The sequence below is a fragment of the Polaromonas sp. genome (assembly GCF_012927455.1).
Classification (GTDB): Bacteria; Pseudomonadota; Gammaproteobacteria; order Burkholderiales; family Burkholderiaceae_C; genus Polaromonas.
Genome location: NZ_JABBPE010000016.1, coordinates 289,600 through 303,209 on the forward strand (window position 1 = coordinate 289,600; position 13,610 = coordinate 303,209).

Genomic DNA, 13,610 nt, shown 5'->3' on the forward strand with positions numbered 1-13,610 from the left:
AAATAGGCGCTTGTCCTACAGTTTTGCAGCCTTCAAAACAATTGGATTTCAAGCCTGCTGCCTGAATAATCAAGCATTGCGTGCAGCTGTTGCAGCAAACCACCGGGAGATAACGCATGCCCTCAGATTCAGCGCCAGCCGTGCGCAGCGGCTACCTCAGCCCCGACGATTTGAATCGCGATCTGCAAGCGGAATACGGCCAGTTGCGTGAAGAACTGGAGCGATTGATGGCCGAGCCGGTCAAGGATTTTCCGGGGATTGACCTGCTGGTTGACCGGCTTGAGATGCTGCAGTTGGCGATCAAGGAAAAGCACGGCATCCAGGGCAACAACCCGAATGAGTGAAGGCGCCACAGCGGCCTGTTTTTTTAAACATCAAATCACATCAACCCGTTTTTTAAACACAAGGGAACAAGCCATGGCGACCAGCAGCATTAGGGGCGGCTCGACACCGCCCGAAGAGATCAGCGGCAAGGATGTGCATTCTTTAGGGCCAAGCGACAACTCCGACAGCGGCAGTGATGCCGTGGGCGCTTACGGTGACGACGAGTTGGCCAGCGACAGCGATGCAGCGGGCACCGGCGAGCGCGCTGCGGTCGGCACCGGGCGCGACCGGCCCAATGCCGATAGCATGCTCGACCAGATTGAACAGTTGCGCGGCGTTGCGGCAGACGATGCGCTGGATGACGCGGGTGGGGACGAGCCCGCGCAAGACCTTGACGATTTGGGCGAGCCTGATGCGCCGCAGGCCGATGCGGGTGACGGGGGCGATGAGGCTGACAAGAAGGCCGGCAAACGCGGTAAAGCCTAAAAGCGCCGCCGCTGTGCCATCATCAGTGGCCCAGGCGCTGGTCCTTCCAGCGCCTGAAAAACCGCTAGAACCGACGCTTGAACCGCCGCCCGTACACCCATGAAACTTTCAAAACTGGCCCAGTCTTCCGCACTGGAAGACAAGACCTTCCTGTTGCTGCTGTTGCTGGTGTCGCTGGCTTTTTTCTGGGTGCTCTGGCCTTTTTATGGGGCGGTGTTCTGGGGCGCAATTTTCGCCATTTTGTTCAGCGGGCTTTTCTTGCGACTGCTCAAGCGGCTGGCACCAAGGCGTACGCTGGCCGCGCTGCTCACGGTGTTGATCATTCTGGTGCTGGTCATTTTGCCGGTAGGTTTTATCGGCGGCTTGCTGGTGCAGGAAGCCTCTGGCGTGTATGCGCGCGTGCAGTCGGGCGACTTGAGCTTTGGGCGGTATTTTCAACAGGTCTACAACGCACTGCCGGCCTGGGCCACCACCCTGCTGGAGCGTTCGGGCCTGAACGACCTGGGGGTAATTCAAGAGCGCCTGACGACCAGCCTGACCCGGGGCAGCCAGTTCATTGCCACGCAGGCACTGAACATCGGGCAGAACGCCTTTGATTTTTTTGTCAGCTTTTTTGTCATGCTGTACCTGCTGTTTTTCTTTTTGCGCGATGGAGCGGCGCTGTCGTGGCGCATCCGCGATGCGATTCCACTGGAAATGCAGATCAAGCGCAGCCTTTTCAGCAAGTTCACCACGGTGATACGTGCCACCGTCAAGGGCAACATCGTGGTGGCGATGCTGCAGGGCGCGCTGGGCGGCCTGATCTTCTGGTTTCTTGGCGTTCACGCACCGGTGCTGTGGGGCACGCTGATGGCTTTCTTGTCGCTGTTGCCGGCGGTGGGGGCGGCTTTGGTGTGGCTGCCGGTGGCGATCTACTTTTTGGCCACGGGTGCACTCTGGCAGGGCGTGGTGTTGATCGCCTTTGGCGTGCTGGTGATTGGCCTGGTCGACAATATTTTGCGACCAGTGCTGGTCGGCAAGGACACCAAGATGCCGGACTACGTGGTGCTGGTGTCAACCATAGGCGGCATGGCGCTGTTCGGGCTGAATGGCTTTGTCATTGGCCCGGTGATTGCGGCCATGTTCATGGCGGCCTGGGACATTTTTCTTAAGGCCCGCGAGGCCGAACCGCTGGAGGCGCCGGGCCAGGAGCCGCGCCAGGATCTGTAGGGGGCTTTGGTCGCCCGGGGGTTGATGCGGAGGGCCCCGCATCACGTCCCTTCAGTACACGGTAAAGGTACGGCTGTAACCACTGCCGGCATGAAACGACTGCTGGTAAATAAGCCGGTTGTTTGACGCGACGATGAGCGTGTGGGAGCCGGTGTCAATGCGCAGCGAGGTATCGCCTTCCAGGTAGCTGCCCACCTGGCCCATGTCGATGCCGTCCAGAATGATTTTTGAATTGAGCACACGCTCGGTGGTGGCCTTGAAGGAAATCTGCGGTCGCCGGTCGGCCTCGCCTTGTGATTCTGTGGGCATCAGGCTGCAGGCGCTGAGCGCCATCACACCGGCCAGCATCGATACGATTTTCTTTATCACCAGATTCCCTCAAAAATAAACCAGTAGTTGTGCTGTGCGGCGCGTGCATTAGTCGCACAAGACGGAATCGGCACCCAGAAAGCGCCACTTGATAGCCGCCAATTCGTTCATCCCTCAGCCAACACTTTGTAACCTTCGATCATGCGACTAAACCCCCCGTAAGGCCAGCGGGCCACGAAGGTATTGGTACTCAAATGCACACTTCGATTGACGAATTTGCAAGATAAACGCCCGGAAGCCAGCGCCCGGCCCCATTACCCTGAAAACCCAGTTTTAGGTATCAATGCCGCGTTTAGCCCAAGCGATACGGGCGCGGCCAGCTATTAATAAGATAGCTAAGCTGCAGCCGCGTGGGTGCATAAACGGGAGAGAGGTGCTTGCCCAGAGCGGGCAACGCGCGAATGGGACGATGGCCGCGGCGGGGCGCTTGGAGATCGTGCCAACCAGCGCGGCCATGAACGCGGCAGGCAGGAGGGCGCGGCACCCTGGCTGCGATAGCGGCACTTCTGCGTAAAAGCCGCGCCTTGCCAAAACGGTGTTTGCTACTCGTCGGGCACCACCGTCAGCCGCCCGCTTTTTTTGGCTTTGACGCGCGCATCTTCGCCCCCGCCTTGTTTTTGGCAGGCCAATGCGAACTGGCCATTGGCGGTCGGAGTGAAGCGGTGGCTCGACTTCTGTTTGCCAATCGCTTTGCCCGGATTGAAGTTCGAGACAAATTCCTGCGAAGCTTCGGACGTGCGCACTGACAGTTCCACGGGCTTGCCCTTCTTGACCACGATTTCTCGCGGGTCGAAGACGCCGTTGCCGCACTCGACGTTGACCACCTGCACGCCTCTGGCGTCGGGCACGGCGTACCACGCCTCGGTGCCGATGGCTTGCGACTGCGCAACGCCGCACCCGGCCGCCAGCGCGAGGATGAAGAGGAGGTGTTTCGGTTTGTTCATTACGTTCTCCTATCTGACTGCCGACACATTGTTGGAAAAGATGCTTTCGCCGTTGCTACAGTTGGCTACGCTGCGTGAAGCCCTTGCTTTATCACGTCGGTTCTTTGAGGGAAACCCAGGCTACCGGAGTGTCGCCCTGCACAGTGTTTAACAGATGTACCTCTCCCAGTAGAAAGTGCTGACCGTCGGAATGTAGCCGGGGTTTGCGAACTTGGCCCTGTAGAGATTGCCGTCGGTATACAACACGACAGCGCCGGCGGCATATTGTGTGCCGCTGACCCAGCTTGGAAAACTGCAGGTGGGAGTTGGCGTGGGCGTCGGCGTGGGAGGAGGTGTGGCCGTGCAGAAGTAAGGTTCCCAGAAGAAAGTGCTGACCGTTGGGATGTAGCCAGGGTTGGCAAACTTGGCGCGATACAGATTGCCGTCTGTGTAGGTCACGATACTGCCGGCCGCATATTGCGTGCCGCTGACCCAGTCCGGAAAACTGCAGGTGGGCGTGGGCGTGGGCGTGGGCGTTGGCGTTGGCGTTGGCGTTGGTGTGGGTGTGGGGGGAGCTGTGCCCGTGCAGACGTAGGGTTCCCAGAAAAAAGTGCTGACCGTCGGAATGTAGCCCGGGTTGGCAAACTTGGCGCGATACAGATTGCCGTCCGTATAGGTCACGATGCTGCCGGCCGCATATTGCGTGCCGCTGACCCAGTTCGGAAAACTGCAGACGGGCGTTGGCGTTGGCGTTGGCGTGGGGGGAGGTGTGGCCGTGCAGACGAAGGGCTCCCAGTAGAAAGTGCTGACTGTTGGGATGTAGCCCGGGTTGGCAAACTTGGCGCGATACAGATTGCCGTCCGTATAAGCCACGATGCTGCCGGCCGCATATTGCGTGCCGCTGACCCAGTTCGGAAAACTGCAGGCCGGCGCCGGTGTTGGCGGCGGTCCAGCGACCACGGTGGCCGAGACTTCGGCTGACTGTGCGCTTTCAGTGGCGCTATTGGCCGCTGTAACCACGTAGTAATAGGTGCCGCTTGCCGGCAGTGCCGTGTCGCTGAAGGAAGGCGAGCTCAGGCCGGTGCGGTAGGGGGTGGTGCCTTGGCTGGCTGGTGCCTGGCTGCGGTAAATGTTGAACGAGGTGGCGCCAGCCGGAGGGGGGGTCCAGCTGAGGTTGATGGCCTGAGCTGCCGCTGCCGCCTGCACGTTGCCAGGCATTGCCAGCGGCGCCACCGCGAAGCGCGCCAAAACGTTGCGCGTGGCCTGCTTGACGGCCTCGTTCTCAAGGTTTCTGAAGGCATAGTTGTCGAGCCCCCAGACCCATTGCATGGAGCCGGTGGCAAACACGATGGCCCCGGCCGGCGTGGTGTAGGTCGCCATGTGCGAGCCACCCCAGGTGTCGGGCGAGTCGGCAATTTTTCTCAGTTGCGGCGGCGAGTAGCCGTTGTCGGCGATGGCATCGGTCTCATACCCCAGCAGGCCCACAAAGCGGGAGCTGTTGATCACGCCGGAACCCCGGTAAACCCAACTGCTAGCGTCAGACACCACCATGTCGCCGTTGAACGGATCGCCGTGGTACATCACCCCGACCAGTCCGTTTTCAGGCTGGGCCACGCTGTCGTTCACGCCGAAGATGGGCTTCAGGTCGCGAAAGCGCGCCGTGATGAATTTGTCATTCGTCAAGTCTGCGTCCAGTGCCATGGGGTCCATGCTCTGCGCTGCCTCCTTGTACCCGACCATGGTGCGATTGAGCTCTCCGGTGGAGCTGGGTTCGAAGCGAACCTGCCAGTACACCTCGTTGGCGGTAAAAAAGCCAAAATGCACGCCCTGGGCCTGCGCCGCATGGGCCGCGCTTTTCATCTGATAAGACCAGTATTCGTCATGCCCGGCAGCCAGAAAAGCCCGGTGGTTGAGCAGCTGGCCGCCATTGGTGTGCAGGTCGATATTTGCCACGTAAGAAACGTCGTAGCCCTCTCGCTCGAGAAAATTCACCATGTAGACTTCCCAATCGAAAAAGTTGCCCGAACCGCCGAAGAAGCCGCTGCGGGCGTAGGGCCGGTTGAAGGACACTTTGCGCGCCGGACCGCCAACGCTGTTGTAGGTATAAAGCGACTTGCCGCCCCAGTTGTTGTAGGCCTGCGAGGTGGTGGCGGTTGACTGGTACAGATAGGGGGAGCGCGAGGTGTCGTCGCGCACCACGAAGATGATGTGGCTTTCTGTGCCCGCGTTGGGTGCACTGGTCGTGTTGGGTGATAGCTTGGCCAGGTAGATGCCGGTGGCCCAGTCGGTCTTGTCGACCGTATTGGGAACGGTGATGCGGTAGGACTCAAGCCAGTTGCACTCAATCAGGCCGGTTACCGGGTCGGGCTGCGGTGTCGACTGTTTCACGCCCGTCAGCGTTACCGTGCTCATTAGCCGCGCGCCTTGGCCGCCATACCAGCCCATGCGGTAAATCGACAGCGTGTAAGTGGGGGCCGCGCTGCTGACAAAAAAGCGGATGGTTTCCCCGCGATTGACGCTGGTGTGCGAGGCATAGCCTTCAACTGTGGGGGTGGCGGAGGGCGCTGTCAGTCGCCATGAGGAGGTGCCAAGCTTGGCGTTCTCGGCCTGTATCACGTTTTGCTGCCCCCAGGAGACGCTGCAGAAAAACCAAAATAACAAGAACAGCCCACGCGGAAGAGTAGCAAAGCGTTGCATGAGCCCCCCTTTATTGGTAAAAATTAAAGTGCATTAATCCATCTTGAAACCCGATAGTAGTAGTACTTTTGATGTTTCGCAATGAAACTTCCGAATGGAAACATTCAAGTTAAATTTCCCAGCCTTCGTATGACACTTGAACTGGCTTGGCGGCGCGGTCTTCTTCAGCGTTGTTGCGAAGCCGCGCGAACTGGCAGACACTGTCAGTTGAGATTGCTCGACAAATCTGCCACCCTGGGAGGCCAGCCATGAAATCCGTCGCCAACATACTGAAGTCAAAAGCGGACGCTGACGTTTACTCGATCGCTCCGTCGGCGACGGTGTTTGATGCGCTGAAGTTGATGTCTGAGAAAAACATCGGCTCGCTGCTGGTGACGGAGCGCGATGCCATCGTCGGCATCGTGACCGAACGCGATTACGCCCGCAAGGTTGCGCTGCTGGGGCGGTCGTCACCGCTGACGCAGGTGCGCGAAGTCATGACCACGGCGGTGATGTTTGTCGGCCCCGAGCAGTCGCCCGACCACTGCATGGCGCTGATGACGCAGCACCGCTTGCGGCACCTGCCCGTGGTTGAAGACGGCAAGCTGCTGGGACTCATCTCCATCGGTGATCTGGTGAAAGACATCATTTCCGAGCAAAAATTTATTATTGAGCAGCTGGAGCGGTACATCGCAGGGGATCGGTATTGAGTTGCTGATGTTTTAGCTCTAGGCGTTTTGGGAGATGCCCAAGGATTTAATTTTTATTGGCTTGGTTGATGGGTTGGTTTTTTTGAGCGAGGCTGGCCGGGCCGGCGGTCTTGGACAAGCAACGGACGCTATTAAATAAGTAGCTAATTGCGCTTACATCCATTGGTTTGAACCTTCTTTTCACACGCGTCGCCAGCCCGCAGGACAGCCAGCAGCCGCGGCCGCTATCAATAACGTAGCAAGCCCGCCGTCGGTATGACGTTCTGACATGCTTTGTCGGCGAAGACCTACACGACACAAATCAGCCGCTCGGTAAGGTGAAACTGGTCGGCGCAATTCTACGAACAGCCGACCCGCGACAGCTTTAATCTTGAAAGGTTAGTTCCCAAGCTGTCGCGCCAGGATTCCGTTAGTTTTTCAAGTCACATTTACCAGGAGTTCATGATGAACAAGGATCAAGTCAAAGGCGCTACCAAGGAAGCTGCAGGCAAAGTACAGGAAGCAGCGGGCAAGCTGGTTAACAGCAAAGAGCAGCAGGCCAAGGGCTTGGGCAAGCAGGTTGCTGGCAATGTTCAAAAGAACTACGGCGACGCGAAGGAAAATTTGAAAGACGCGTCCAAGTAAGCCTGCGCGCAGGCTTGAAATAGTCGGTGCATTTGAGCCGCCCACTCCGCAAGATGTCTTGCGAAGTGGGCGGCTTCGCGTGGGCGATGAACTGGCCGTCGCGACGTCATCAAAGGGTTAAAAATGTGTTTCGCGGTGTTTAATCTCTAGCCCCCAACGACGCCTTGAGGTAATGTGGATGGGTAAGTGCGGACCTGTTTCGGTGCCGCTTGCACCCCTTTAATCCAACCCAAAAAATCATAACTCTCGCAAAGGACATTTCCTATGGCCAAGCTTGTCGCGCTCTACAAAAAACCGCAGGACACTGCAGCGTTCGACCGCCATTATTCTTCTATTCATCTACCCCTTGCGAGGAAGATTCCGAACTTGCTCAGTTATGAGATCAGCACCGGCGCGGTGGCCTCGGCCGCTGGCGACTCGCCCTACCATCTGGTGGCGATTCTGGAGTTCGAGTCGTTGGAGTCCATCCAGCAAGCGCTGGGCTCGCCCGAAGGGCAGGCCACGGCCGCAGATTTAAGCAATTTTGCGCAAGCGGGCGTCGAAATGCTGATGTTCGATTCCAAGGAAGTCTGATCCGAACCCGCAAAGCCGCAACGTTGCGAAGCCGAGAAGCACAAGCCGCCAGGCACTGCCGCGGATTCAGGCGGGATGCGGCGGCCCCGGTAGCAGCGTAAACGCCAGCGCGCCCGCCGCCAGCAGCGCTGCAATGCTGGCCAGCACCGCCGTGAAGGGCTCAACGCGTTGCGCCGCTGCCAGGGATGCGACCAGGCCAGTAAACCACTGCATCGCCGCTACGCCCAGAAACATCGCCATGGTGAACACCGCCATGGCGCGCCCGGTGATGGCCGGCGGGTAAGCGGCGCGCACATCAGCGTACTGCAGCACCAGGTAGCCGGACAGCGCCCCAATGACGATGGGACCCAGCACGTCGATGACGCTGTTGTGCGTAAATGCAAACGCCGCAAACAGTGCGGACAGCAGCAGCGTGAAACCGACGATCCAGCGCCGGCGCTGCGCCGGGCCGGGGTCAAAGCGGCCGAACAGCGGTGGCCCAAACAGCGAGGCCAGCGACATCGCCAGCGCGACATTGCCGCTTTGCACCAGGGAAAAGCCATGGCGCTGCATCAGCATGGGGCCTAGCCATAGGCCGCGCAGCGCAATGAAGGACGCATAGCCAACGCCGGCCAGCAGCACAATGCCCAGCGTGTGCGGCAGCATGAAAATCGCGCCGAACTTGCCAATCGCCTGACCCAGTGATTCCTTGGGGTGGGTCGCGCCGCCCAGGCCGGGCGGCGATGGGGGTGGGGGCTCATACACCAGCGCCCAGATCAGCAGCCAGGCCAGCGCGGCCAGCCCACCCAGCACCCAAAAGCCCATGCGCCACGACGTGGCCTGTATCAGCCAGGCCAGCGGCGTGCCGGTCAGCAGCATGCCGATGCCGCCCAGGCCCAGCGTGAGCCCGGAAATCGCGGCAAAGCGGTCAGCCGGCAAGTGCCGCGCGATGAACACGGTGCACACCAAAAACGCCGGCGCGCAGCCGATGCCTATCAACACCTGGCCCGCCACCAGCACGGCGTAGCTGGGCGCCAGCGCCGACAGCGCAGAGCCGGCAATGGCGATCGGAAAAGCCGTCAGCACGGTGCGCCGCACGCCGTGCAGATCAATGCCAATGCCCATGAACAATTGCATGGCGCCAAAAGCAAAGTGAAAGGCGCCGGCGAACAGGCCGAGCGCCTGCGCATTCAAGTGAAAGTCGGCTTGCAGGGGCGCGGCCATGATGGCCGCCACGGTGCGGTAGGCCTGGCTGAGCGCGAATGCGGTGGTCAGCGCGAACAGCATGACCCAGACCGGGCGCGCGCGGGGCGCGGCGCGCCGGGGTGCGGTTGCGGGTGGCTGCAGGGGGCTGGAGTTCATGGCGGTATTGGGCGTTGAGGGTACACCGAGGCGGCGTCTTTCTCTGTTTGCGGTTTACCGAAAGCCCCCATCCCACCCTTTCCCCAACGACGGGAAAGGCTGATACGTAATTTTTTAAGTATCAAATAGGCCGCCAGCCCAATCAGGACGGGCGCAACTAGCTATTAAAAATATAGCATTAGACGTAACAAGGACGGGGCGTTCTGCGGCGCCGCTTAAGCCGCTATTGCGTTACAGCGCCGCCGTCGCTGTGCTGCCGCGCCACCAGACCAATCAACGCCGAGCGGCCACTGTGCCGCTCGCCTTCGCTCAGTTCAGCCTCGTAGTCTTGCAGCACCAGCAATTCAAAATCGGCAAAGCTCTCGCGCAGCAGCGCCTCGGTGTAGAGGTGCGACAGCTGCGGCGGGCCGCCGCTTTGGTAGTCAAGCTGACGCGGTGTGTAGCCCTGCAGCACCAGGGTGCCGCCGGGCTTGAGGCAGCGCTTGATGTTGGCAAACAAGCGCTCGCGCATCGCCGGATCGGCGAATTGCACGAAGATGGCCGCCACGCCGTCGTAGTGGTGCAGCGGCCACGGGTAGGCATCGCAGTCGCTGACGGCAAAGTTGACCAACACGCCTTGCTGCGCGGCCAGCCGCCGCGCCTTGGAAACGCCGACGCTGGCGATGTCAAACGCATCCACCTGCAAGCCCTGGCGGGCCAGCCAGACGCTGTTGCGGCCCTCGCCGTCGGCCACGCACAGCACGCGCTGCCCGGGCTGCCAGGCGAGGGCCTGCGCGCGCAGCCAGGCATTGGGCTCGGTGCCAAAAATGTAGGTCTCGTCGTCGAAGCGGCGGTTCCAGGTGTCGGCGGCGTCTGCAAAAGGGCTGGTGGATGAAGAGGTCATAAGTATCTGAATGTAGACAAGACGTGGATTTGAATGGCGGTGAGGTCGATGGCAACTTCATCTTAGTCGCGCCACTTCGGGTATCGTGGCGGCAAATTCATCCCGGAGTTTCCCGTGCCAGACGCCATTCACTTTTACGAACCCCGACACGGCCACCGCCTGCCGCACGACCCATTCAATGCCATCGTCGGGCCGCGCCCGATTGGCTGGATTTCGTCGCGCAGTTCAGCCGGTGCGCTAAACCTGGCGCCCTACAGTTTCTTCAACGCCTTCAACTACACGCCGCCCATCGTCGGCTTTGCCAGCATCGGCTACAAGGACACGCTGCGAAACATTGAGCAGACCGGCGAGTTCGCCTGGAACCTGGCGACGCGCCCGCTCGCCGAGGCGATGAACCAGAGCTGCGCCGCCGTGGCGCCCGAAGTCAACGAGTTTGAATTGGCCGGCCTGACGCCGCTGGACTCGCGCGTGATTGCGGTGCCGCGCGTGGCTGAAAGTCCGGTCTCGTTCGAATGCCGCCGCACGCAGATCGTGCAGTTGCAGGGCACTGATGGCGCCAAGGTGCCGACCTGGCTGGTGCTGGGTGAAGTGGTGGCCGTGCACATCGCGCAGAGCCTGCTGAAAGACGGCGTGTATGACACCGCAGCGGCCGGACACATCCTGCGCGGCGGCGGCCCGGCCGATTATTTTTCCATCGGCCCCGAGCAGTTGTTTCGCATGCGTCGCCCGCAGTAGCGCGGCGAGAGTTGCTGCATGGAGCTGTCGCAGACCTTGCAGCAGGGCCTGGCTGTGTCGCTCAAGTGAAACTTCATGTAAGCCGGGTCAACACCACGCGCCGCCCACCCGTTGAAAGCTCAGGTTGCAATGAAATCTTTCTAGTCAACTCATCTAATCCAAAGGAATAGACATGAACAAGTTACTCGCTTCCCTGATCGCCGGTCTGTTTGTCAGTGCTGCATTTGCACAAGCCCCTGCTGCTCCCGCTGCGCCTGCTATCACACCTGCTTCACCCGCAGTTGTGAAAGCAGAAGCCAAGGCCGACAAAGCCAACGCCGCTGCCGCCACCAGCGAAGCCAAGGTTGATGCCAAAGCCGATGCCAAAGTGCAAAAAGCCGAAGTGAACGCCGGCGAAAAGAAGATCAAGGCCTCTACCAAAGCTGAAAAAGCCAAAGCCAGCGCCAACGCCAAAGCTGCAAAAGCTGACGCGGACGACAAGGTCAAAGCAGAAGCCAAAGCCGCCAAAGTTGAAGTCAAGGCTGATGCCAAAGCCGAAAAAGCTGTTGCCAACGCCAACGCCAAAGTAGACGGCGTGAAGGTCGATGCAAAAGCTGACAAAGCCAATGCAAAAACCGAAACAAAAGCAATCAAAGCCGAAGGCAAGGTTGATGTGAACACGGCTCCCGCCAAGTAAGCGTTTCTCGCTCTCTTAAAAAAGACAGGCCTGGCCTGTCTTTTTTTATGCCCGAACGTTCTGGAGTTGACAGGGCTTGACTGAAGCGCAGGACTGCTTGCTCCCGCTTACCCCTGCGTTCTGCACGCAACCGGCCGCTTCAGCGAATGCGCGGCAGGGCCTGCAGTTGCTCGGGCGTGGTGAAGTAGGCGGCGTTGGCGCCCAGGCGCTTGCGCGCTTGCGCCAGCTCGTGGCGCGCAACGCTGCGCAGGTGCACTTCGTCGGGCCCGTCCATCAAATGCAGGGCGCGGCCCCAGGTGCAAAAATAAGCCAGCGGCGTGTCTGGCGACAGGCCCATGGCACCGAACACCTGCATGGCGCGGTCTACCACGCGTGTCTGCAGGCGCGCCGCCACCACCTTGATGGCCGCTACCTGCGCGCGCAGCTGCGCGGCCTCGCAGGTCCCCTGGTCAAGCAACCAGGCGGTATGCAGCACCAGCAGGCGCGCCTGGTCAATCTCTATGCGCGACTCGGCAATCCAGTCCTGCACGTTAGAAAAATCCGAGAGGTGCTTGCCGAAGGCTTCGCGTTCCAGCGTTCGTTCGGTGGCCAGCGCCAGCGCCAGTTCGCACTGGCCGATGGCGCGCATGCAGTGATGGATGCGCCCCGGCCCTAGGCGCGCCTGCGCCATCGCGAAGCCCTCACCCCAAGCCTCCCAGCCGCCCAGCAAATGGTCGGCTGGCACGCGCACATCACGCAGCAAAATTTCGCAATGCCCTTCGGGCGCCAGGTGGTGCACCACGGCAATGTTGCGCAGCACCTGCACGCCGGGGCTGTCCAGCGGCACCAGCAACATGCTGTGCTGATGGTGCGCGCCGTCTGCGTCGCCTTCGGCCGCATCGGCGTTGCGGCACATCACGATCAGCAGCGTGCAACGCGGGTGCGCCGCGCCGGTGATAAACCACTTGCGGCCGTTCAGCACCAGTTGCGCGCCTTCGCGCCGCACACTGGTCTGCAGGTTGGTCGGATCGGACGAGGCGACGTCGGGTTCTGACATGGCGAAGGCCGAGCGGATGCGGCCATCGAGCAGCGGCACCAACCACCGCGCGCGCTGCGCCGACGTGGCAAAACGCTGCAGCAGTTCGATGTTGCCGGTGTCGGGGGCGCTGCAGTTAAACACCTCGGCAGCCCAAGGCAGGCGCCCCATGATTTCAGCCAGCGGCGCGTAGTCGAGGTTGCACAGGCGCGTGCCGGGCTGGTCTGAGCCCAGGCTGGGCAAGAACAGATTCCACAGCCCCTCTTCGCGCGCCAGCGCTTTGAGGTCTTCAACAAAGGGCGGCGGGTACATGCCGTCTTGCACCGAGCGGTGCCAGGCGGCGTTATAGGGCAGCAGATAGCGCTGCATGAACGCTTCAAGCTGCAGGCGCAGCGCTTGCGCGCGCGGAGAATGTGCAAAGTCCATGCGCCATTGTCCTGCCGGGGCGGCGCGCTGTCAGCGCGCAGGTGACAGGTTTAGCGAAGTGCTCCCGGTACATGGAGCGAGTTCACGCCTGGTTAGAAATGCAATGACCGAGGGACTATCGGCAAAAGTAGTCGTTGACCACCGGCGTGGTGTCCTGCACAACGGCAAACGCATCGATGCAGTCTGTGGTGGTGTCTAGCCGCTCATACACCACGACCGTAAATCTTGAAGGCCGCGCCGGAATATTCATGATCAGGCGGGGCGCGCCAAAGGTTTTGACCAGCTCCTGGTACGGCCGGCCGTTCCAGGACGATTTCATGGATTTTTCCCGCTGGTCGCGACTATACGAGTTTGGATGCCCGCCGTCGCGCTGCGCAACCGGCAGCTCACCGCAGGCGCCTAGCAGTAGCGCGCCAACAAGCGCGGTGGACAATCGCAAAAACCAAAAATTCAGGACCATGATGGCTATCGTCACTCAATGGTGAAACAGGTGCGGGCACGGCCTTCGCCTTGCATTCGTCGCACCGCTGTCAGGGTGCCGTTGGCGACTTCAGAGTGGGATGATTTCCCCACCGGAAATTCGATGGATGCTTAAGCGCATCAGTATAAGAATGCGTTATGACAGCAGGCTTACCAAGCT

The 13,610-nt window shown here is 60.4% G+C and carries 15 protein-coding genes; 8 read left to right on the plus strand and 7 right to left on the minus strand.

What is annotated here, in order from left to right; translation table 11 throughout:
• The first annotated feature begins 116 nt into the window (after positions 1-116).
• From HHJ18_RS16425 to HHJ18_RS16435, 3 genes are all read left to right on the plus strand, one after another.
• On the plus strand, positions 117-344 hold the full coding sequence (locus HHJ18_RS16425) for a hypothetical protein (protein WP_296916920.1): 228 nt from the start codon (positions 117-119) through the stop codon (positions 342-344).
• Between the two features lie 73 nt (positions 345-417).
• The gene (locus HHJ18_RS16430; protein ID WP_296916921.1) at positions 418-810 is read left to right on the plus strand and encodes a hypothetical protein; all 393 of its coding nucleotides are present in this window, start codon (positions 418-420) and stop codon (positions 808-810) included.
• 114 nt (positions 811-924) lie between these two features.
• On the plus strand, positions 925-2,019 hold the full coding sequence (locus tag HHJ18_RS16435; protein WP_296917360.1) for an AI-2E family transporter: 1,095 nt from the start codon (positions 925-927) through the stop codon (positions 2,017-2,019).
• A gap of 51 nt (positions 2,020-2,070) precedes the next feature.
• Here the strand turns inward: HHJ18_RS16435 and HHJ18_RS16440 are convergent, their stop codons facing one another.
• The 3 genes from HHJ18_RS16440 to HHJ18_RS16450 form a co-directional block, all read right to left on the minus strand.
• Complete coding sequence (locus HHJ18_RS16440; RefSeq protein WP_296916922.1) at positions 2,071-2,388, minus strand: hypothetical protein; 318 nt, start codon at positions 2,386-2,388, stop codon at positions 2,071-2,073.
• A 542-nt stretch (positions 2,389-2,930) separates the two neighbouring features.
• On the minus strand, positions 2,931-3,332 hold the full coding sequence (locus HHJ18_RS16445) for a cupredoxin domain-containing protein (RefSeq protein ID WP_296916923.1): 402 nt from the start codon (positions 3,330-3,332) through the stop codon (positions 2,931-2,933).
• A gap of 147 nt (positions 3,333-3,479) precedes the next feature.
• Complete coding sequence (locus HHJ18_RS16450; RefSeq protein ID WP_296916924.1) at positions 3,480-6,008, minus strand: N,N-dimethylformamidase beta subunit family domain-containing protein; 2,529 nt, start codon at positions 6,006-6,008, stop codon at positions 3,480-3,482.
• 248 nt (positions 6,009-6,256) lie between these two features.
• On the opposite strand from HHJ18_RS16450, the gene HHJ18_RS16455 reads away from it, so the two are divergent.
• The 3 genes from HHJ18_RS16455 to HHJ18_RS16465 all read left to right on the plus strand — a co-directional run bounded on the left by HHJ18_RS16455 (position 6,257) and on the right by HHJ18_RS16465 (position 7,894).
• Entirely contained in the window at positions 6,257-6,697 is a 441-nt protein-coding gene (locus tag HHJ18_RS16455) for a CBS domain-containing protein (RefSeq protein WP_296916925.1), read from the plus strand.
• Positions 6,698-7,141: 444 nt separating this feature from the next.
• On the plus strand, positions 7,142-7,321 hold the full coding sequence (locus HHJ18_RS16460; RefSeq protein ID WP_296916926.1) for a CsbD family protein: 180 nt from the start codon (positions 7,142-7,144) through the stop codon (positions 7,319-7,321).
• 264 nt (positions 7,322-7,585) lie between these two features.
• Positions 7,586-7,894 carry an EthD family reductase gene (locus HHJ18_RS16465; protein WP_296916927.1) on the plus strand — a complete coding sequence of 103 codons (309 nt, stop codon included), beginning with the start codon at positions 7,586-7,588 and terminating at the stop codon, positions 7,892-7,894.
• Positions 7,895-7,960: 66 nt separating this feature from the next.
• Here the strand turns inward: HHJ18_RS16465 and HHJ18_RS16470 are convergent, their stop codons facing one another.
• A complete protein-coding gene (locus tag HHJ18_RS16470) occupies positions 7,961-9,235 on the minus strand; it encodes an MFS transporter (RefSeq protein ID WP_366558850.1) in 1,275 nt (424 codons plus the stop codon).
• 223 nt (positions 9,236-9,458) lie between these two features.
• Positions 9,459-10,118, minus strand: coding sequence for a class I SAM-dependent methyltransferase (locus tag HHJ18_RS16475; protein WP_296916928.1), 660 nt, complete (start codon positions 10,116-10,118; stop codon positions 9,459-9,461).
• A 114-nt stretch (positions 10,119-10,232) separates the two neighbouring features.
• On the opposite strand from HHJ18_RS16475, the gene HHJ18_RS16480 reads away from it, so the two are divergent.
• Together HHJ18_RS16480 and HHJ18_RS16485 are read left to right on the plus strand one after the other, a co-directional pair.
• Positions 10,233-10,853 (plus strand): flavin reductase family protein, encoded by a 621-nt coding sequence (locus HHJ18_RS16480; RefSeq protein ID WP_366558851.1) that lies wholly within the window; start codon positions 10,233-10,235, stop codon positions 10,851-10,853.
• A 172-nt stretch (positions 10,854-11,025) separates the two neighbouring features.
• Positions 11,026-11,529, plus strand: coding sequence for a hypothetical protein (locus HHJ18_RS16485; RefSeq protein ID WP_296916929.1), 504 nt, complete (start codon positions 11,026-11,028; stop codon positions 11,527-11,529).
• A 139-nt stretch (positions 11,530-11,668) separates the two neighbouring features.
• Here HHJ18_RS16485 and HHJ18_RS16490 read toward each other — a convergent pair whose 3' ends face one another.
• The gene (locus HHJ18_RS16490) at positions 11,669-12,970 is read right to left on the minus strand and encodes an acyl-CoA dehydrogenase family protein (RefSeq protein ID WP_296916930.1); all 1,302 of its coding nucleotides are present in this window, start codon (positions 12,968-12,970) and stop codon (positions 11,669-11,671) included.
• 115 nt (positions 12,971-13,085) lie between these two features.
• On the minus strand, positions 13,086-13,430 hold the full coding sequence (locus HHJ18_RS16495; RefSeq protein WP_296916931.1) for a hypothetical protein: 345 nt from the start codon (positions 13,428-13,430) through the stop codon (positions 13,086-13,088).
• Positions 13,431-13,610: the final 180 nt, after the last annotated feature.